Annotated in this window: 14 protein-coding genes, 2 tRNA genes and 3 rRNA genes; 4 read left to right on the top strand and 15 right to left on the bottom strand. The window is 59.2% G+C overall.

What is annotated here, in order from left to right:
• Window positions 1-54 precede the first annotated feature (54 nt).
• The 12 genes from SFA35_RS04430 to SFA35_RS04375 form a co-directional block, all read right to left on the bottom strand.
• Window positions 55-663, bottom strand: coding sequence for a hypothetical protein (locus tag SFA35_RS04430; RefSeq protein ID WP_320575596.1), 609 nt, complete (start codon window positions 661-663; stop codon window positions 55-57).
• Window positions 664-1,062: 399 nt separating this feature from the next.
• A 5S ribosomal RNA gene (gene rrf, locus SFA35_RS04425) occupies window positions 1,063-1,178 on the bottom strand.
• A 140-nt stretch (window positions 1,179-1,318) separates the two neighbouring features.
• Window positions 1,319-4,211 (bottom strand): 23S ribosomal RNA (locus tag SFA35_RS04420).
• A gap of 255 nt (window positions 4,212-4,466) precedes the next feature.
• Window positions 4,467-4,542, bottom strand: a tRNA-Ala gene (locus SFA35_RS04415).
• Window positions 4,543-4,546: 4 nt separating this feature from the next.
• Window positions 4,547-4,623 (bottom strand) — tRNA-Ile (locus tag SFA35_RS04410).
• Between the two features lie 64 nt (window positions 4,624-4,687).
• Window positions 4,688-6,224: ribosomal RNA gene (locus tag SFA35_RS04405) — 16S ribosomal RNA — on the bottom strand.
• The 16S, 23S and 5S rRNA genes sit together here with 2 tRNA genes alongside, the layout of an rRNA operon.
• Window positions 6,225-6,722: 498 nt before the next feature.
• Window positions 6,723-7,343, bottom strand: a complete 621-nt coding sequence (gene msrQ / locus SFA35_RS04400) for a protein-methionine-sulfoxide reductase heme-binding subunit MsrQ (protein ID WP_320575594.1) — start codon at window positions 7,341-7,343, stop codon at window positions 6,723-6,725.
• The gene (gene msrP, locus SFA35_RS04395) at window positions 7,343-8,356 is read right to left on the bottom strand and encodes a protein-methionine-sulfoxide reductase catalytic subunit MsrP (RefSeq protein ID WP_320575592.1); all 1,014 of its coding nucleotides are present in this window, start codon (window positions 8,354-8,356) and stop codon (window positions 7,343-7,345) included. The genes msrQ and msrP overlap by 1 nt, the downstream gene beginning before the upstream one ends.
• A 57-nt stretch (window positions 8,357-8,413) precedes the next feature.
• Complete coding sequence (gene pssA, locus SFA35_RS04390) at window positions 8,414-9,256, bottom strand: CDP-diacylglycerol--serine O-phosphatidyltransferase (protein ID WP_320575590.1); 843 nt, start codon at window positions 9,254-9,256, stop codon at window positions 8,414-8,416.
• 145 nt (window positions 9,257-9,401) lie between these two features.
• Window positions 9,402-10,418 (bottom strand): ketol-acid reductoisomerase, encoded by a 1,017-nt coding sequence (gene ilvC / locus SFA35_RS04385; RefSeq protein ID WP_320575587.1) that lies wholly within the window; start codon window positions 10,416-10,418, stop codon window positions 9,402-9,404.
• Between the two features lie 72 nt (window positions 10,419-10,490).
• Window positions 10,491-10,982 carry an acetolactate synthase small subunit gene (ilvN, locus tag SFA35_RS04380; protein ID WP_320575586.1) on the bottom strand — a complete coding sequence of 164 codons (492 nt, stop codon included), beginning with the start codon at window positions 10,980-10,982 and terminating at the stop codon, window positions 10,491-10,493.
• Between the two features lie 2 nt (window positions 10,983-10,984).
• Complete coding sequence (locus SFA35_RS04375) at window positions 10,985-12,709, bottom strand: acetolactate synthase 3 large subunit (RefSeq protein ID WP_320575583.1); 1,725 nt, start codon at window positions 12,707-12,709, stop codon at window positions 10,985-10,987.
• Window positions 12,710-13,105: 396 nt separating this feature from the next.
• Here SFA35_RS04375 and SFA35_RS04370 point away from each other — a divergent pair, with 396 nt between their 5' ends.
• A complete protein-coding gene (locus tag SFA35_RS04370; RefSeq protein ID WP_320575582.1) occupies window positions 13,106-13,546 on the top strand; it encodes a DUF4124 domain-containing protein in 441 nt (146 codons plus the stop codon).
• A gap of 11 nt (window positions 13,547-13,557) precedes the next feature.
• On the opposite strand, the gene SFA35_RS04365 is transcribed toward SFA35_RS04370, so the two are convergent.
• Genes SFA35_RS04365 through mrcB form a run of 3 tightly spaced genes read right to left on the bottom strand, consistent with a single transcriptional unit; the run spans window position 13,558 to window position 17,038 of the window.
• Window positions 13,558-13,887, bottom strand: coding sequence for a YqcC family protein (locus SFA35_RS04365; protein ID WP_320575580.1), 330 nt, complete (start codon window positions 13,885-13,887; stop codon window positions 13,558-13,560).
• Window positions 13,887-14,648 carry a tetratricopeptide repeat protein gene (locus tag SFA35_RS04360; RefSeq protein ID WP_320575578.1) on the bottom strand — a complete coding sequence of 254 codons (762 nt, stop codon included), beginning with the start codon at window positions 14,646-14,648 and terminating at the stop codon, window positions 13,887-13,889. Before SFA35_RS04360 ends, SFA35_RS04365 begins: the two co-directional genes overlap by 1 nt.
• 59 nt (window positions 14,649-14,707) lie before the next feature.
• Window positions 14,708-17,038, bottom strand: coding sequence for a penicillin-binding protein 1B (gene mrcB / locus SFA35_RS04355; RefSeq protein WP_320575576.1), 2,331 nt, complete (start codon window positions 17,036-17,038; stop codon window positions 14,708-14,710).
• A gap of 131 nt (window positions 17,039-17,169) precedes the next feature.
• On the opposite strand from mrcB, the gene SFA35_RS04350 reads away from it, so the two are divergent.
• From SFA35_RS04350 to SFA35_RS04340, 3 genes are all read left to right on the top strand, one after another.
• Window positions 17,170-18,729 carry an AAA family ATPase gene (locus SFA35_RS04350; RefSeq protein ID WP_320575574.1) on the top strand — a complete coding sequence of 520 codons (1,560 nt, stop codon included), beginning with the start codon at window positions 17,170-17,172 and terminating at the stop codon, window positions 18,727-18,729.
• 100 nt (window positions 18,730-18,829) lie between these two features.
• On the top strand, window positions 18,830-19,174 hold the full coding sequence (locus SFA35_RS04345; RefSeq protein ID WP_320575573.1) for a pentapeptide repeat-containing protein: 345 nt from the start codon (window positions 18,830-18,832) through the stop codon (window positions 19,172-19,174).
• A gap of 161 nt (window positions 19,175-19,335) precedes the next feature.
• Window positions 19,336-19,608: a TfoX/Sxy family protein gene (locus tag SFA35_RS04340; protein ID WP_320575571.1), complete on the top strand. Its 273-nt coding sequence runs from the start codon at window positions 19,336-19,338 to the stop codon at window positions 19,606-19,608.
• Window positions 19,609-19,628: the final 20 nt, after the last annotated feature.

Here is a 19,628-nt window from a genome sequence, read left to right as displayed (position 1 = left end):
GTTAAACGGTGCGGGTCGCTGTAGCCCTGAATCAGGTACAGCGACCCGTCCTTACTAGCGTGCGCCGTATCTGGGGCCGTTATCGAGGATCTCATTGACCTCTATCCCGAATGCGACGGATTCACCTTTGCTGTCGTTCAGATAGCACCACCCGTCCTCTACGCTACGTTTGACTTCCCTGCCGTTGGGACTAACGAGCGTTATATTCCAAGTGGTCTGTCCTATTTTCAGGTTCTCGGTATCAAAGCCATCGACTGTCCAGAACGCTATGGGATATTCCACGGCCATGTGTTCGAGGCCACGAATGATGGCCAGTGGACTGACGACGTCAAGCGCACTGGGCAATGGATACATCCCGAGGTACCCGTTACGACTTACATCGAGCTGACGAGTAACGACAATCTCCAGACTGCCTGGCGTCCGTCCCCGGATCTGGTAACAGTATTTGCCATCTTTCGAATAGCAGCCAAACCAGAAATTTTGCCGCCTCAAGCCAGGGGCGGACTTCGGCCTCTCCCTAGGCACCCCCGCCCATAGCCACCCATCGCCCTCGTTGGTCAGGTCACCGGGTGCGGTCACGCGCAGAGGCTCATTGCTTGTGGAGGATTGCTGCCAATAAATATCAGCGGCGAAGCTCAGGTCTGGATGGAATTTATAAGTCATGCGAAGCTCCTTGAGCGCATTGAAGCCCTGACTCTAGGGATTTGCAGCTCTGCAGAGCAGCTGGAAACATTGCGCCATGGTCTTGAGGCCAGCAGGGGCTGATGGGAGGCGGCTGGAAGGCATTTACAGCAACCAGATCCCAGAGGAAAGCCGCGATCAGGGGTCGCGGATTCGCAAGCCTTCCGCTCTAGTGGGAGAGGTGGGTTGTGGGAGGGGGCAAAGCCCCCGAGAGGCCGTCAGGCCGGTTTGATCTTCAAGATCAAAAGATCGTGGGCTGCGCCCACTCCCACATTGCCCACATTGCACCAGGCCCTGCATGGCAGCAGAGACTGGCTTGGGCTTTTCCAGGCACAAAAACAAAACCCCATCTGCGCGAGCAGATGGGGTTCTGGAATTTAATCTTGACGATGACCTACTCTCACATGGGGAAACCCCACACTACCATCGGCGATGCATCGTTTCACTGCTGAGTTCGGGATGGGATCAGGTGGTTCCAATGCTCTATGGTCGTCAAGAAATTCGGGTGCTGAGGTGTCTTTTGAGGGACAACTCGGCAAATCAGGTATGTGATGTTTGTGAGTCGCAAATTTTCGTGCTGTTGTCGTCTTCACAACACCGCAATCTGGTCATTCGACGCAAATTGCTTGGGTGTTATATGGTCAAGCCTCACGGGCAATTAGTATGGGTTAGCTCAACGCCTCACAGCGCTTACACACCCCACCTATCAACGTCGTAGTCTTCGACGGCCCTTCAGGGAACTCAAGGTTCCAGTGAGATCTCATCTTGAGGCAAGTTTCCCGCTTAGATGCTTTCAGCGGTTATCTTTCCCGAACATAGCTACCCGGCAATGCCACTGGCGTGACAACCGGAACACCAGAGGTTCGTCCACTCCGGTCCTCTCGTACTAGGAGCAGCCCCTCTCAAATCTCAAACGTCCACGGCAGATAGGGACCGAACTGTCTCACGACGTTCTAAACCCAGCTCGCGTACCACTTTAAATGGCGAACAGCCATACCCTTGGGACCGGCTTCAGCCCCAGGATGTGATGAGCCGACATCGAGGTGCCAAACACCGCCGTCGATATGAACTCTTGGGCGGTATCAGCCTGTTATCCCCGGAGTACCTTTTATCCGTTGAGCGATGGCCCTTCCATACAGAACCACCGGATCACTAAGACCTACTTTCGTACCTGCTCGACGTGTCTGTCTCGCAGTCAAGCGCGCTTTTGCCTTTATACTCTATGACCGATTTCCGACCGGTCTGAGCGCACCTTCGTACTCCTCCGTTACTCTTTAGGAGGAGACCGCCCCAGTCAAACTACCCACCATACACTGTCCTCGATCCGGATAACGGACCTGAGTTAGAACCTCAAAGTTGCCAGGGTGGTATTTCAAGGTTGGCTCCACGCAGACTGGCGTCCACGCTTCAAAGCCTCCCACCTATCCTACACAAGCAAATTCAAAGTCCAGTGCAAAGCTATAGTAAAGGTTCACGGGGTCTTTCCGTCTAGCCGCGGATACACTGCATCTTCACAGCGATTTCAATTTCACTGAGTCTCGGGTGGAGACAGCGCCGCCATCGTTACGCCATTCGTGCAGGTCGGAACTTACCCGACAAGGAATTTCGCTACCTTAGGACCGTTATAGTTACGGCCGCCGTTTACCGGGGCTTCGATCAAGAGCTTCGCTTGCGCTAACCCCATCAATTAACCTTCCGGCACCGGGCAGGCGTCACACCCTATACGTCCACTTTCGTGTTTGCAGAGTGCTGTGTTTTTAATAAACAGTCGCAGCGGCCTGGTATCTTCGACCGGCATGAGCTTACGGAGCAAGTCCTTCACCCTCACCGGCGCACCTTCTCCCGAAGTTACGGTGCCATTTTGCCTAGTTCCTTCACCCGAGTTCTCTCAAGCGCCTTGGTATTCTCTACCCAACCACCTGTGTCGGTTTGGGGTACGGTTCCTGGTTACCTGAAGCTTAGAAGCTTTTCTTGGAAGCATGGCATCAACCACTTCGCGTCCTAAAGGACACTCGTCATCAGCTCTCGGCCTTAAGATCCCGGATTTACCTAAGATCTCAGCCTACCACCTTAAACTTGGACAACCAACGCCAAGCTGGCCTAGCCTTCTCCGTCCCTCCATCGCAGTAACCAGAAGTACAGGAATATTAACCTGTTTTCCATCGACTACGCTTTTCAGCCTCGCCTTAGGGACCGACTAACCCTGCGTCGATTAACGTTGCGCAGGAAACCTTGGTCTTTCGGCGTGGGTGTTTTTCACACCCATTGTCGTTACTCATGTCAGCATTCGCACTTCTGATACCTCCAGCAAGCTTCTCAACTCACCTTCACAGGCTTACAGAACGCTCCTCTACCGCATCATCATAAGATGATACCCGTAGCTTCGGTACCTGGTTTGAGCCCCGTTACATCTTCCGCGCAGGCCGACTCGACTAGTGAGCTATTACGCTTTCTTTAAAGGGTGGCTGCTTCTAAGCCAACCTCCTAGCTGTCTAAGCCTTCCCACATCGTTTCCCACTTAACCAGGATTTTGGGACCTTAGCTGACGGTCTGGGTTGTTTCCCTTTTCACGACGGACGTTAGCACCCGCCGTGTGTCTCCCATGCTCGGCACTTGTAGGTATTCGGAGTTTGCATCGGTTTGGTAAGTCGGGATGACCCCCTAGCCGAAACAGTGCTCTACCCCCTACAGTGATACATGAGGCGCTACCTAAATAGCTTTCGAGGAGAACCAGCTATCTCCGAGCTTGATTAGCCTTTCACTCCGATCCACAGGTCATCCGCTAACTTTTCAACGGTAGTCGGTTCGGTCCTCCAGTCAGTGTTACCTAACCTTCAACCTGCCCATGGATAGATCGCCCGGTTTCGGGTCTATTCCCAGCGACTAGACGCCCTATTAAGACTCGCTTTCGCTACGCCTCCCCTATTCGGTTAAGCTCGCCACTGAAAATAAGTCGCTGACCCATTATACAAAAGGTACGCAGTCACAGAACAAAGTCTGCTCCCACTGCTTGTACGCATACGGTTTCAGGATCTATTTCACTCCCCTCTCCGGGGTTCTTTTCGCCTTTCCCTCACGGTACTAGTTCACTATCGGTCAGTCAGTAGTATTTAGCCTTGGAGGATGGTCCCCCCATATTCAGACAAAGTTTCTCGTGCTCCGTCCTACTCGATTTCATGACAAGGAGATTTTCGCGTACAGGGCTATCACCCACTATGGCCGCACTTTCCAGAGCGTTCCGCTAATCTCCAAGCCACTTAAGGGCTGGTCCCCGTTCGCTCGCCACTACTAAGGGAATCTCGGTTGATTTCTTTTCCTCAGGGTACTTAGATGTTTCAGTTCCCCTGGTTCGCCTCTTGCACCTATGCATTCAGTACAAGATAACTGTCTTATGACAGCTGGGTTCCCCCATTCAGACATCTCCGGATCACAGTCTGTTTGCCGACTCCCCGAAGCTTTTCGCAGGCTACCACGTCTTTCATCGCCTCTGACTGCCAAGGCATCCACCGTATGCGCTTCTTCACTTGACCATATAACCCCAAGCAATCTGGTTATACTGTGAAGACGACATTCGCCGAAAATTTGCTTTCTCAAGTCAATTGAGAGTAACTCACAAATTTTACCTTAGCCTGAACAACACCAGTGAAAGTGCTATCCAGTCTATACTTCTATCACATACCTAAATTTTTAAAGAACGATCTAGTCAAAGACTAGAAATCAACATTCACGCATCAATCATCTGATGGAATGCTCATTTCTAAGCTTTACAACGAGGGTACCAAATATGGTGGAGCCAAACGGGATCGAACCGTTGACCTCCTGCGTGCAAGGCAGGCGCTCTCCCAGCTGAGCTATGGCCCCAAATTGGTGGGTCTGGGCAGATTCGAACTGCCGACCTCACCCTTATCAGGGGTGCGCTCTAACCAACTGAGCTACAGACCCAATCGTCTCTACAATGAATCAAGCAATTCGTGTGGGTGCTCATGAAACAGATGATGTCGTCGATTAAGGAGGTGATCCAGCCGCAGGTTCCCCTACGGCTACCTTGTTACGACTTCACCCCAGTCATGAATCACACCGTGGTAACCGTCCTCCCGAAGGTTAGACTAGCTACTTCTGGTGCAACCCACTCCCATGGTGTGACGGGCGGTGTGTACAAGGCCCGGGAACGTATTCACCGCGACATTCTGATTCGCGATTACTAGCGATTCCGACTTCACGCAGTCGAGTTGCAGACTGCGATCCGGACTACGATCGGTTTTGTGAGATTAGCTCCACCTCGCGGCTTGGCGACCCTCTGTACCGACCATTGTAGCACGTGTGTAGCCCAGGCCGTAAGGGCCATGATGACTTGACGTCATCCCCACCTTCCTCCGGTTTGTCACCGGCAGTCTCCTTAGAGTGCCCACCTTAACGTGCTGGTAACTAAGGACAAGGGTTGCGCTCGTTACGGGACTTAACCCAACATCTCACGACACGAGCTGACGACAGCCATGCAGCACCTGTCTCAATGCTCCCGAAGGCACCAATCCATCTCTGGAAAGTTCATTGGATGTCAAGGCCTGGTAAGGTTCTTCGCGTTGCTTCGAATTAAACCACATGCTCCACCGCTTGTGCGGGCCCCCGTCAATTCATTTGAGTTTTAACCTTGCGGCCGTACTCCCCAGGCGGTCAACTTAATGCGTTAGCTGCGCCACTAAGAGTTCAAGACTCCCAACGGCTAGTTGACATCGTTTACGGCGTGGACTACCAGGGTATCTAATCCTGTTTGCTCCCCACGCTTTCGCACCTCAGTGTCAGTATGAGTCCAGGTGGTCGCCTTCGCCACTGGTGTTCCTTCCTATATCTACGCATTTCACCGCTACACAGGAAATTCCACCACCCTCTACCCTACTCTAGCTTGCCAGTTTTGGATGCAGTTCCCAGGTTGAGCCCGGGGATTTCACATTCAACTTAACAAACCACCTACGCGCGCTTTACGCCCAGTAATTCCGATTAACGCTTGCACCCTCTGTATTACCGCGGCTGCTGGCACAGAGTTAGCCGGTGCTTATTCTGTCGGTAACGTCAAAATTGCTTCGTATTAGGAAACAACCCTTCCTCCCAACTTAAAGTGCTTTACAATCCGAAGACCTTCTTCACACACGCGGCATGGCTGGATCAGGCTTTCGCCCATTGTCCAATATTCCCCACTGCTGCCTCCCGTAGGAGTCTGGACCGTGTCTCAGTTCCAGTGTGACTGATCATCCTCTCAGACCAGTTACGGATCGTCGCCTTGGTGAGCCATTACCCCACCAACTAGCTAATCCGACCTAGGCTCATCTGATAGCGCAAGGCCCGAAGGTCCCCTGCTTTCTCCCGTAGGACGTATGCGGTATTAGCGTTCCTTTCGAAACGTTGTCCCCCACTACCAGGCAGATTCCTAGGCATTACTCACCCGTCCGCCGCTGAATCGAAGAGCAAGCTCTTCTCATCCGCTCGACTTGCATGTGTTAGGCCTGCCGCCAGCGTTCAATCTGAGCCATGATCAAACTCTTCAGTTCAATACTGCATGGGTTTTGAGAAAACCCTAAACTTGGCTCAGCAATCGTTGGTTACATCTTTGATTTCTCGCGGAGTAACTTATGATGCTGATAATCTAGTGACGATCAGTCTTATCTCACAAGCACCCACACGAATTGCTTGATTCAGTTGTTAAAGAGCGGTTGGTTGATTCTTTCGTCTCAACCGAGGCGCGCATTCTACGCTTTCCTCAGAGCCTGTCAAGGGTTTATTTTGAAGTTTTTAACGACAATCTCGTTAAGAACCAAACACTTGACTCGCTTCGATCTCTCGTCAGCGGGAGGCGAATTCTACAGCGTTTCAAACCGCTGTCAACCACCTTTTCTCACCGCTTTCGATCGTCAGACCGAAGCCCGTATCGAAGCTCCACCTCGCTGTTTACTTCGGTTAACTCATTGAATCTCAAGGAGTTTTCCGTTTCGTCTGCGCCGGAAGTGGGGCGAATTATAGAGAGATCTGAAGGGGCGTCAACCCCTCGTTCACAACTTTGTTGCAGAAAGTTGTTTTCGCCCACCAATACGCGGGATTCGCCTCGCCACTGCTGGCACTCGCAGCACCAGCAGCAGCACACCAATGCCGGCATACACCGACCATTCCTGCAGATCGGCCCGCACTATCCAGAGGAAATGCAGGAGGCCCAAGCCCAGCACTATATAGATGAGCTGGTGCAACTTGCGCCAACGCGCACCGAGCCGGCGCTGGCTGAAGCGATTGGAGGTCAGCGCCAGCAGCATCAAGCACAGGTAAGCCACAGACCCGACAATGATGTACGGCCGCTTGCGCAACTCCACCCCGAGCTGGCTCCAGTCCAGCCCCAGCACAAAGAACAGATACGCGGCCAGGTGCAGGCTCACATAAGCGAAACACCAGAGGCCAAGCTGGCGACGCACCACGATCCAGAAGGGCATGCCCGTCAGGCGCTGCAAGGGCGTCATGCTCAGGGTCACCAACACCAGAACCAAAGTGCCCAAACCCAGGCGATCCACCAGCACCTTGCCCGGGTCAGGCCCAAGGGCGAACAACCATGCCTGATACACCCACCACACCGGCCAGAAGCCGATCAACAGAAACACGCCAAGGCGCCACAACGGATATCGCATCAGTAGTTCTTCCGCAGATCCATACCCTGATACAAGGACGCGACTTCGTCAGCGTAACCATTGAACATCAAGGTCTCTCGTACATTGGGGCTGAACAGGCTGCTGGGCAAGCGGCGCTCGCGCGCCTGAGTCCAGCGCGGGTGGTCGACCGTGGGGTTGACGTTGGCATAGAAGCCGTACTCGCTCGGTGCGATCTGCTGCCAGGTGGTTTTCGGCTGCTCGGCCGTCAGGCTGATGCGCACGATCGACTTGCCACTCTTGAAGCCGTACTTCCACGGCACCACCAGACGCAATGGCGCGCCGTTCTGATTGGGCAGTTCGCGCCCATACATCCCTACCGCAAGTATCGCCAGCGGATTCATCGCCTCATCCAGGCGCAGCCCTTCTACATACGGCCAATCGATCAGGGCAAAGCTGGAACGCTGGCCCGGCATGGACTGGGGATCCTGCAGGGTCTCGAAGCGAATGAATTTCGCTCTGGAAGTCGGTTCGACCTGCTTGAGCAGATCCGCCAAGGGAAAGCCCAGCCACGGAATGACCATTGACCAGGCCTCGACGCAGCGCAGCCGGTAGATCCGCTCCTGCAAGGCATACGGCTTGATGAAGTCCTCCAGAGCGTATCGCCCGGGCTTGCCCACCTCGCCGTCGATGACCACCGACCAGGGCTCGGTTTTCAGGGTGCCGGCATTGGCCGCAGGATCGCCCTTGTCAGTGCCGAACTCGTAGAAGTTATTGTAGTGAGTGGCGTCTTTATAAGGAGTGATGCCCTCCCCCGCCACCGTCGTGGCTTGCCATCGGGTTTGCGCCAGCTTTTCGGCGAACCAGCCAGGCGCGTTGCCGGCTTCGACGTCGGCGTAACGCGAGGCATCGGCCGCTGTCGCCCAGCGCGGCAGGCTGCTGACGCCGGCAAGCGCCAGCGAATTGCCGAGCAGGCGGCGGCGTGAAAGATAGAGGGGTTCGGGGGTGACCTGCGACTGCGTGCAATCGCAAGGCCTGGGAAGCTTGATCAGCATGGCAACTCCGTAGCATCAGGCTGTTGACCTGGATACTACGGAGTATGCGCGATTTGCCTAGCGTTTGTGGCGACGCATCTTGAGCAGGTATTGCACCGGCCCGGAAGCCGCATAGGCAAGGAAAATCAGCAGCAACACGCGCGGCGGATCGCTGAATACCACGGCGAATACCAGCACCACGGCCAGGATGGCCACGAAGGGTACGCGCCCTTTGAGGTCCAGTTCCTTGAAGCTGTTGTACTTGATGTTGCTGACCATCAGCATGCCGGCGGCCGCCACCAGCAGCGCCACCAGGAAGGACATCTTCGAACCCTGGATACCGTAGTCGCTGAACGCCCACACGGTACCGGCCACTACGCCTGCCGCGGCCGGGCTGGCCAGGCCGATGAAGTAGCGCTTGTCGGCGGTGCCGACCTGAGTGTTGAAGCGCGCCAGGCGCAACGCGGCTCCGGCCACGTAGATGAAGGCGACCATCCAGCCGACCTTGCCCATGTCGCCCAGTGCCCAGCCGAATGCCAGCAACGCCGGCGCTACACCAAAGGCGACCATGTCGGACAGCGAGTCATACTCGGCACCGAAAGCGCTTTGCGTGTTGGTCATGCGCGCGACACGCCCGTCCAGACTGTCGAGGATCATCGCCACGAAAATCGCGATGGCCGCATAGGCGAAGTACTTGCTCGCCTGCTGCGGATCGCCGGCGCTCTGGGCGCTGATCGAGTTGATGATCGAGTAGAAACCGGCGAACAGGTTCGCCGTGGTGAACAGGTTGGGCAGCAGGTAGATGCCACGGTGACGGACTTTGCGTCCTTCGGCGTCGTGGCCTTCCTCGACATGCTCATCGATGGGCAGCAGGCTTTCGGCGTCAGAGGCCTGATTGGGCTCTTCGGGACGTTCGCTCATTGAGTTTACCTTGCAAGGCTGTAAAAAATTTCGACACGAGCCGGCGACATGGGTTCGACGGCAAAGGTTGCAGCTTTATACCAGAAGCACGCCACCAAAACGAAAAAACGCGGCCAAGGCCGCGTTCCTGTCGAGCCGAACCGGATCAGTTCTTGGCTTTGTCGACGATCTTGTTCGCAGCGATCCACGGCATCATCGAGCGCAGTTGCTCGCCGATGATCTCGATGCCGTGAGCAGCGTTGTTGCGACGCTTGGCGGTCATCGAAGGGTAGCCGGTTGCGCCCTCGCTGATGAACATCTTGGCGTATTCACCGTCCTGAATACGTTTCAAGGCGTTACGCATAGCCTGGCGCGACTCGGCGTTGATGACTTCCGGGCCGGTCACGTACTCGCCGTATTCGGCGTTGTTGGAGATCGAGTAGTTCATGTTGGCGATGCCGCCTTCGTACATGAGGTCGACGATCAGCTTCAGTTCGTGCAGGCACTCGAAGTAGGCCATTTCCGGCGCGTAGCCCGCTTCGACCAGGGTTTCGAAACCGGCCTTGACCAGCTCGACGGTACCGCCGCACAGAACGGCCTGTTCGCCGAACAGGTCGGTTTCGGTCTCGTCCTTGAAGGTGGTTTCGATGATGCCGGTGCGGCCGCCGCCGACGCCCGAAGCGTAGGACAGGGCGACGTTCTTGGCATTGCCCGAAGCGTCCTGGTAAACGGCGATCAGGTCAGGGATACCGCCGCCCTTGACGAACTCGGTGCGTACGGTGTGGCCAGGAGCCTTTGGCGCGATCATGATCACGTCGAGGTCGGCACGCGGTACCACCTGGTTGTAGTGGATGGCGAAGCCGTGGGAGAAGGCCAGGGTGGCGCCCTTCTTGATGTTCGGCTCGACTTCGTTCTTGTACAGCTGGGACTGGAATTCGTCCGGGGTCAGGATCATGACCAGGTCGGCGCCAGCAACGGCGGTGGCCACGTCGGCGACTTTCAGGCCGTGGGCTTCAGCCTTGGCAACGGTCGCCGAACCTTTACGCAGACCGACAGTGACGTCTACACCGGAGTCTTTCAGGTTGCACGCCTGGGCGTGGCCCTGGGAACCGTAACCGATGATGGCGACTTTCTTGCCCTGGATGATGGAAAGGTCGCAGTCTTTGTCGTAGTAAACTTTCATGAAATATCCCCTGGTATCCTGGCCCCTTGGGGCCGTTTGAATAGGTGTGGCCGCAAAGGGCCGAATAAACGGTTAAATGCTCAGAACCTTGTCGCCACGAGCAATACCGGTGACGCCACTGCGCACGGTTTCGAGGATCGAGGCGGTGCCGATAGCCTGAATGAAGCTGTCGAGCTTGTCGCTGGTCCCGGTCAGCTGCACGGTGTACACACTGGCACTGACGTCGACGATCTGCCCACGGTAGATGTCGGTGGTGCGCTTGATCTCGGCACGCTGGGCGCCGGTGGCCTTGACCTTGACCAGCATCAGCTCGCGCTCGATGTGCGCGCTTTCCGACAGGTCGACCAGCTTGACCACTTCGATCAGCTTGTTAAGGTTCTTGGTGATCTGCTCGATCACCTCATCATGGCCCACGGTGGTCAGCGTCAGACGCGACAGGGTCGGGTCCTCGGTCGGCGCCACGGTCAGGCTTTCGATATTGTAGTTGCGCTGGGAAAACAGCCCGACCACTCGCGACAACGCACCCGGTTCGTTTTCCAGCAGAAGGGAAATAATGTGCCGCATGATTAGGTACGCTCCGTCTTGCTCAGCCACATGTCGCGCATCGAACCGTCCTTGATCTGCATCGGATAGACGTGCTCGCTCGCATCGACCTGAATATCGAGGAACACCAGGCGATCGGTCATGGCGAACGCCTCCTCCATCTTCGGCTTGAGGTCCTTGAGGTCGGTGACACGAATGCCGACGTGCCCATAGGACTCGACCAGCTTGACGAAGTCAGGCAGCGACTCGACGTACGAATGCGAATGGCGGCCGCCGTAGTTCATGTCCTGCCACTGGCGAACCATGCCCAGTACACCGTTGTTGAGCAGGATGATCTTGACCGGCAAGCCGTACTGCAGGCAGGTCGACAGCTCCTGGATGTTCATCTGGATGCTGCCTTCGCCGGTGACACAGGCGACGTGGGCATCCGGGAAGCTCAACTTGACACCCATGGCCGCCGGGAAGCCGAAGCCCATGGTGCCCAGGCCACCGGAGTTGATCCAGCGGTTGGGCTTGTCGAACTTGTAGTACTGCGCGGCGAACATCTGGTGCTGGCCCACGTCGGAGGTCACATAGGCATCGCCCTTGGTGACTTCGCAGAGGGTTTCTATCACGGTCTGCGGCTTGATTTTCGAGCCGTCGCCTTTCTCGTAAGGGAACAGGCCACGGTCGCCACGCCACTCATCGACCTGCTTCCACCAGGCGGCAACCGCCTCCTTGTTGGGGGCCTGGCCGATTTCCTTGAGGGTCGCGACCATTTCGGTCAGCACACTGTCGACCGGCCCGACGATAGGCACGTCTGCCTTGATCGTCTTGGAAATAGACGCCGGGTCGATGTCGACGTGGATGATCTTGGCGTTCGGCGAAAACTTGCTCGCACCGTTGATGACCCGGTCGTCGAAGCGCGCGCCCACGGCCAGAATCACGTCGGCGTGGTGCATGACCAGGTTGGCGGTGTAGCTGCCGTGCATGCCAAGCATGCCGACGAACTGGCGGTCGGTGCCCGGAAAGGCGCCCAGACCCATCAGGGTATTGGTGACCGGCAGGTCGAGCAGATGCGCCAGCTCGGTCAACTGCGCCGAACCGCCGCCCAGGATCACCCCGCCACCGGCGTACAACACCGGGCGCTTGGCCGCCAGCAGCATTTCAGCGGCCTTGCGGATCTGCCCCGAGTGACCACGCACTGCCGGGCTGTAGGAGCGCAGCTTGGCCTTCTTCGGATAGACGTACTCGAACTTGTCGGTCGGGTTGGTCATGTCCTTCGGAATGTCCACGACCACCGGGCCCGGGCGACCGGATTGCGCCAGGTAGAAGGCTTTTTTCAGGACTTCGGGAATTTCCTGCACGCTCTTGATCATGAAGCTGTGCTTCACGATCGGCCGGGAGATACCGATCATGTCGGTTTCCTGGAACGCGTCGGTGCCGACCATGGTGCTCGGTACCTGGCCCGACAGCACCACCATCGGAATGGAGTCCATGTAGGCGGTGGCGATGCCGGTGATGGCGTTGGTCGCACCGGGGCCCGAGGTCACCAGCACCACGCCGGCCTTGCCGGTGGCACGTGCGTAGCCGTCGGCCATGTGCGTGGCCGCCTGCTCGTGGCGCACGAGGATATGCTCGACCTCGGGCTCCTTGAACAGCGCATCGTAGACATGCAGGAGGGCACCACCCGGGTACCCGTAGATATGCTTGACACCTTCGTCACGCAAAAAGCGGACGATCATCTCAGCGCCAGATAAAAGCTCCACGTTGTTCACCTCTAAAACGCCAGAATACCGTTCATTGGGAACGGGATTTGATAGGTTTACTGTCAGCAGAGCATGAGCGACGGTGGTCGCCGACGTACGTCAGCACTGACTGAGCAAGTATTGGGAGCGCCCCAGATGTTGCGGGGTTTTCCCACCCAGCGCGAGGTAACGCGTTGCGGGTGTTACAGGTCGGCGCGGGTGCGCGCCTTTGCTCTGCCGAGCGGGCCTGCTTCTGGCAGTCCCCCTACAGCGGACTTGAGATTGTTCCGATCAGGCTCGTGCAAGTCAAGCGGTCTGTGGATTTAATTGTGTGCAGGCGCATGATACACAAGGAAGAAACAGTTCTGCTGCAAGCTATGCTAGTGTCACGCCAGCACGAATCATCGAGACCCTGTCATGCGTTCCACTGCCGTCAGCCTCACGTTGTTGCTCACGCTCTCCCCCATCGCCATGGCAGGCCAGGTGTACAAATGGACGGACGCCAGCGGTACCACTCACTTCGACGCCCAGCCGCCGGAAAACCGCCCGTCCACCGTGGTCCCGCTGGTCAAGCCGCCGCCCCCGCCGCCGCCGGCCAAGGAGCCGGAAACCCCGACCATCGGGCCTACCGGGCCGGACCAGAAGACCATCGACCGCCAGGTGCGCAAGAAGGTCGATGACCAGGAGGCCAAGCGCAAGGAGTTCTGCACCACTGAGCGGACCAACCTGGCGCAACTGCAGAACAACCCGCGGGTCAGCATGGAAATCAACGGCCAGACCGTGCGCCTGACCGAGGAGCAGCGCCAGAAGCAGATCAAGGACGCCGAGACGCAGATCGCCAAGGAATGTACCAAGTAGGGTTGCCCCCGCTACTGCACCTGCCCGATCAATTCATCGAAGCGCGCCAGCAGCCGCCGCAACTCGCGGCTCTGCTCGGCCTTGTTGGCGTAGACCATCTCGGCCATCACCAGAATGCCCGAGGCGCTGGGCAGCGGCAGATCCTGTTCGAGGATCAGCTTCATGCGCGGCAGGAAGATCCACTGCAGCCATTGCGAGAAGTCCAGCGTGTCGACGCTGAACGGCTCGACGCTGGCCAGCGCCTGCGGGCTGGGGGCGACTTCGTCCCACCAACCCAGCACACGAAGCTCGCGCTCGATCAGCAGCAGTTGTTCGGCGACCTCGAGAAAGCGCGAATCCATCAGAGATTGACCTTGGCTTTTTGCCGCGCGGCGGCAGCGCCAGCGGCATCACCCTGCTTGTCGCGGGCCTGGGCGATGGTGGTCCAGAGGCTGGCCTGCAGGTCGGGGCGACCGTTGGCGTAGGTCAGAGCACGCTGCGCCAGCTGCTCGGCCTGGGCCGAATCACCTTGCGACAGCCGTACCTGGGCCAGGCGGTAGAGCACTTGTGGCTCACGCGGAGCGATCCGCTGCGCACGCTCAAGGCTCGACGAGGCGCCATTGAGGTCGCCGCTGCCCTGTTGCTGCTGGGCGGTGGTCAGCAATGCCAGCACCGGCCCATCCAGTTGCTCGTCAGCCGCAAGGCCACCGCCGGCACTGCTGCTCGGAATGCCACTTGGACTGGCCGGCACCGAGTAACTGCCGGGGGTCGCGGCTGGCCCGGACGTGACCGGGCCGGGAGTGATAGGGCCAGGAGTGATAGGACCAGGAGTAATGGGCCCGGGCACGATTGGCTGGCTGGACGGCGCCGGATTGCCCTGGATCGGCTGCGAACCGCCAGCGGCACCGGGCACCATCACCACCACACCGGAATCTTCCGGCACCGCCTGCGGCTGCGCCTGGGCCACTGGCGCACGATAGCCGCTGCGGTTGGCCGACACGCGCTCGCTGTAACTTACGGCACTGCCCGAGTCGACCACCGGAATCGCCCCACGGGGCTCGGTTGCACAGCCACCGAGCAAGGCCAGGGTGGCGACAGCTGCTGGAAACAACCACTTGTTCACTTCGATTCCTCTTTGCGCCCTTCAGGCGCGTCGCATAGTTGCTGAGATGGGCCGCTGCGTCAGTGGGAAGGGTCGAGCCAGCCCTTGACCCAGTCCATCACGCCCTCGGCCGGGGCCTGCCCGCTGTTGCAGGCGGTACCGGCAACCGGTTCGCTGCCGCGAATATACGGCATCTGCACGGCGCCCGGGCAGCTGGCGTCGGAGCCCTGGCCAGAGTGCGGGTCGACCCAGGCCTGCACGACGTTGTCCGGCAGCGGCGTGTCCAGCGACAGCGGGTCGACCTTGCGCATGAAACTGGTCCACACCTGCAGCGAGCCGGTGGCGCCGGTGAACGGCGTCTTGCCGTTATCGTCGCGCCCCATCCACACCACCGCAAGGGTGTCCTGGCTGAAACCGGCGAACCAGCTGTCGCGCGAATCGTTGCTGGTACCGGTCTTGCCGGCCAGATTGATGGAGCTCGGCAGCACGTTGTACACCGAGCGCCCGGTGCCCTCGCGCATGACCCGCTGCATGGCGTTCTGGATCAGGTAGATGGAGCCGGCGTCGAAGCGCTGCTGAATCTGGAACGGATAGCGTTTGAGCGGCTTGCCGTCGGCGGTCAGCACGCTGCGGATACCGCGCATCGGCGTGTTGAAGCCACCGTTGGCGATGGTCTGGTACATGGTTGCCACCTGCATCGGCGACAGCCCGCCGGCCCCCAGCAGCATCGCCGGGAAGGCTGGCCAGTCGACCTCGACGCCTAGCCGGCCGAGGGTCTTGAGCACGTTCGGCACACCCAGGTCCAGGCCCAGCCGGGCGGTGGACAGGTTCAGCGACCGCGCCAGGCCCTGATAAAGGAAGATGGTGCCGTTGGAGTTGCCTTCGTAGTTCTTCGGCGTCCACACCTGGCCGTCGGCGCCCTTGACCGAAAACGGTTCGTCCTTGATCCAGGTGGTCAGGGTGTACTTGCTCGGCTGTTCCAGCGCGGTGAGATATACCGCTGGCTTGATCAGCGAACCGATCGGCCGCACGGCGTCCAGCGCCCGGTTGAAGCCGGCGAAGCCCGGCAGGCGGCTGCCGACCAACGCCTGCACTTCGCCGCTTTCCGGGTTGGTGACGACCATGGCCGTCTCGACGCCGTCGATGCCCTTGCGCCCGGTGAAACGCTTGAACGTCTCGGTCACCGCAGCCTCGGCCTTGCGCTGCAGGATCGGGTCGAAGCTGGTGAAGATGCGCAGGCCTTCTTCGGTCAAGTCTTCGTCGCGGTAGTCCTGGCGCAGCTGGCGCTTGACCAGGTCGAGGAAGCCAGGGAACGAGCTGTCGGCCAGGCTGCCCTGCTTGGACACGCCCAGGGGCATTTTCTTCGCGGCATCGACCTGGGCCTGGGGTACCACGCCTTGCTGGGCCAGCAAGTCGAGCACCAGATTACGCCGCTCCAGAGCGCGGTCGGGGTAACGCCGCGGATTGTAGGCGGACGGCCCCTTGACCATGCCCACCAGCAGGGCCACCTGATGCAGCTTGAGCTCGGACAGCGGCTGGCTGAAGAAGAACTGGCTGGCCAGGCCGAAACCATGCACCGCGCGCTGGCCGTCCTGGCCGATGAACACCTCGTTGAGGTAGGCCTCGAGGATCTCGCGCTTGTCGTAATGCAGCTCCAGCAGCAACGCCATCATGACTTCGGTGAGCTTGCGGCTGATGCTGCGCTCGTTGGTCAGGTAGAAGTTCTTCACCAACTGCTGGGTCAGGGTACTGCCGCCCTGGCGGGTCTGCCCGGCCGAGGCGTTGACCCAGAGTGCACGGATGATCGACTTGGGCGACACGCCCCAATGGTGATAGAAGTCGCGGTCCTCGACCGTGATCAGGGTGTCTAGCAGGTACGGCGGCACCTGGTCGATCTTGATCAGGATGCGGTCCTCGAGGTTCTTGGGGTACAACCCGCCGATCAAAAGCGGCTCCAGCCGAACCACCGCCAGCTTGGCATTCTGCGTGGAGGAAAGCTCGGCCACGCTGTCGCCGTTGAAGCGCACGTGCACCGGCTGCGCCTGCTCAAGCCCTTCATAGAATTGGAAGCCGCGGGTGTTCAGATCCACCCCGCTGGCGGTCACCGCAGCGGTGCCCGGCCCGTCGAGGGTCGACACGCGTCGATAGCCCAGGGCATCGAGCTCGGTGAGGAAGTCTTCCCTGCGCAGTTTCTGGCCGACGAACAGCTCCAGCGGCCGCGCATAAACCTTGGCCGGGATGGTCCAGCGTTTGCCGGAAAACTTTTCCTGGACGATGGCATCGAGGTAGATGGCAAAGCCGGCGAGGATCACCAGGCCCACCAGGCTCAGCTTCAGAGCCCAGCCAAGCAGGCTGCGCAGGCGACCGGTGGGTTGTTTTTTGGCGTTGCGAGGGGATCGAGTACGAGTCATGGCGGCGGATTATACGCACCTTTGATACGCCTCGACAGGCATCCCCAAGCGGTTTGCATGCGCGGTCGCAATGGCCATAATGACCGCCTCGAAGCAATCGTCATCTCTTCTTTATCACCCAAGGACCGCCCGTGAGCCAAACACTGATCGCCGCCCTGCAGAACCCGGCCCTCTACCCCCATGCGGTCGAAGGGTTCAAGGTCATCGAGACGCACATTTCCTGGGTCCTGCTCACCGGCCCGTACGCCTACAAGATCAAGAAGCCGATGAACTTCGGTTTCCTCGACTTCTCCGAACTGTCGGCCCGCGGCCACTTCTGCGCTGAGGAGCTGCGCCTGAATCAGCGCCTGACCGATGATTTGTATCTTGAAGTGTTGCCGATCACCGGCAGCGCCGACGCCCCGCAGCTGGGCGGCGCCGGCGAGCCCATCGAGTACGCCCTGAAGATGCGTCAGTTCCCGCAGAGCAACCTGCTCAGTACCCTGCAAGCCAATGGCGAACTGACCAGCAGTCACATCGACGAGTTGGCGGTGCAGATCGCCGAATTCCACCAGCAGGCGCCCAAAGTGGCCGACGCGCATCCATCGGGCTCCCCGGCGGCGGTGATGGAGCCGGTCGAGCAGAACTTCGAGCAGATTCGTCCGTTCCTCAAGGACAAGGCCGACCTGACCCAGCTCGACGCCTTGCAGGCCTGGGCGCAGGCCAGTTATCAACGCCTGCAGCCGCTGCTTCTGGAACGCAAGCGCGACGGCTTCATCCGCGAGTGCCACGGCGACATCCATCTGGGCAATGCCACGGTCATCGACGGCAAGGTAGTGATCTTCGACTGCATCGAATTCAACGAGCCGTTCCGCTTCACCGACGTCTACGCCGACGTCGGCTTCCTGGCCATGGACCTTGAAGACCGCGGCCTGAAAAGCCTGGCCCGGCGCTTCATCAGCCAGTACCTGGAGCGCACCGGCGACTACGCCGGCCTCGAGCTGCTGAACTTCTACAAGGCCTACCGCGCCCTGGTACGTGCCAAGATCGCCCTGTTCAGCATGCCCGCCGAAGCCGACGGCGTGCAGCGCGCCACCGCCCTGCGCAGCTACCGCAACTATGCCAACCTGGCCGAGAGCTACAGCGCCATCCCGTCGCGCTTCCTGGCCATTACCTGTGGCGTGTCGGCAGTGGGCAAGAGCCACGTGGCCATGCGCATGGTCGAGGCACTGGGCGCAGTGCGCCTGCGTTCGGACGTGGAACGCAAGCGCCTGCTCGGCGAGCAGCACGCAGCGGCGGCCGAGCTCAACGACGGCATCTACACCGAGCAGGCCAGTGCCAGTACCTACCAGCGCCTGCACAGCCTGGCCGATACCGTGCTGCACGCCGGGCTGCCAGTGGTCATCGACGCCACCTACCTCAAGCGCGAACAGCGCAGCGCAGCGGCCCAGGTCGCCGAGACCACCGGGGTGCCCTTCCTGATTCTGGACTGCAATGCCCCGGCGGCAGTCATCGCCAGCTGGCTGGAACAGCGCCAGGCCGAGGGCAACGACCCATCAGACGCTACACTGGCTGTCATAGAAGCCCAGCAAGCTGGCCGCCAAGCACTGACGGCCGAGGAGAGCCTGCTGACCAAGCGCGTCGAAACCAATGAAAGCGGCAGCCTCGACAAGCTGGTCAAGCAGATCCGCACGCGGTTGCCGGGGCTCTGACACGCGCTTCGTCGGGTCGTGAACGACGGCCATTCCCGGCCCGACAATAGTGGCATTATAATGGCGTCATAATTCCAACAGGACACTCAGGAGAGTCACCATGGCCCAGCCCAAGCAGCTTGATTCAGCGCTGTACGCCTTGCTGCACAAGGAAGATGTGCGTGGCTTCAACGAAGAACGCCAGGGGGTCGAGCTGATCGACTTCAAGGGCGGCGATTTCCGCGGGCTCGACCTGCGCGAGCTGGACGCCCACGGCATCGATTTCACCGACGGCTATTTCCGCGCCACAGACCTGCGCGGTCTTGACCTGCGCGACACCCAGCTGGAAGGCGCCAGCCTGTCACACGCCAAGATTTCCGGGGCCTACTTCCCGCCGGAACTGTCGGCCGACGAGATCCTCATGTCGGTCAATTTCGGCACCCGGCTGCGTTACCGCACCCGCTAGGCCTGTCGCCCCCCAGCGCCTGCGCCGGGCACGGCACGCCGAGCGGCAACATCCGGCACATCAAGTCTGCGGCGCAATTGTCTGTAAAGCGGTCACCAGCCGCTACACTGACTTCTGCGCGCCCGCGCACGCACCCCAATGCGCCATCGCAAGGAGGCTTGATGAATGACGAATTGCAGCACCTGAGAAACCTGGGAAAGACTTCCGCGCAGTGGCTGCACGCCGTCGGTATCCATAATGCCAGCGACCTTCGCCGCCTCGGCGCCGTCGATGCCTACCGCGCGGTCAAGACCCGCGGCTTCCGGGCCTCCAAGGTGCTGCTGTACGCCATCGAAGGGGCGCTGCTGGACGTGCACTGGAACGACGTTCCTTCCGAACGCAAAGACGCTTTGAATAAACAGCTGGAGGCTATATCGTCTCGACAGCAAAATTAATGTCGGCGTGAGACGCGCAG

Origin of the sequence: Pseudomonas sp. HR96 (assembly GCF_034059295.1) — a bacterium.
Classification (GTDB): Bacteria; Pseudomonadota; Gammaproteobacteria; order Pseudomonadales; family Pseudomonadaceae; genus Aquipseudomonas.
The sequence above is the reverse complement of the archived record's forward strand: the minus strand, read 5'-3'. Positions and strand labels throughout refer to the sequence as shown.

What these genes read in the sequence shown, in the direction of transcription:
- SFA35_RS04345 (WP_320575573.1), top strand. Translation starts at nt 18,830, where the DNA reads ATGGCCCAGCCCAAGCAGCTTGATTCAGCGCTGTACGCCTTGCTGCAC.
- msrP (WP_320575592.1), bottom strand. Translation starts at nt 8,356, where the DNA reads ATGCTGATCAAGCTTCCCAGGCCTTGCGATTGCACGCAGTCGCAGGTC.
- mrcB (WP_320575576.1), bottom strand. Translation starts at nt 17,038, where the DNA reads ATGACTCGTACTCGATCCCCTCGCAACGCCAAAAAACAACCCACCGGT.
- pssA (WP_320575590.1), bottom strand. Translation starts at nt 9,256, where the DNA reads ATGAGCGAACGTCCCGAAGAGCCCAATCAGGCCTCTGACGCCGAAAGC.
- SFA35_RS04340 (WP_320575571.1), top strand. Translation starts at nt 19,336, where the DNA reads ATGAATGACGAATTGCAGCACCTGAGAAACCTGGGAAAGACTTCCGCG.
- msrQ (WP_320575594.1), bottom strand. Translation starts at nt 7,343, where the DNA reads ATGCGATATCCGTTGTGGCGCCTTGGCGTGTTTCTGTTGATCGGCTTC.
- SFA35_RS04430 (WP_320575596.1), bottom strand. Translation starts at nt 663, where the DNA reads ATGACTTATAAATTCCATCCAGACCTGAGCTTCGCCGCTGATATTTAT.
- SFA35_RS04370 (WP_320575582.1), top strand. Translation starts at nt 13,106, where the DNA reads ATGCGTTCCACTGCCGTCAGCCTCACGTTGTTGCTCACGCTCTCCCCC.
- ilvC (WP_320575587.1), bottom strand. Translation starts at nt 10,418, where the DNA reads ATGAAAGTTTACTACGACAAAGACTGCGACCTTTCCATCATCCAGGGC.
- ilvN (WP_320575586.1), bottom strand. Translation starts at nt 10,982, where the DNA reads ATGCGGCACATTATTTCCCTTCTGCTGGAAAACGAACCGGGTGCGTTG.
- SFA35_RS04365 (WP_320575580.1), bottom strand. Translation starts at nt 13,887, where the DNA reads ATGGATTCGCGCTTTCTCGAGGTCGCCGAACAACTGCTGCTGATCGAG.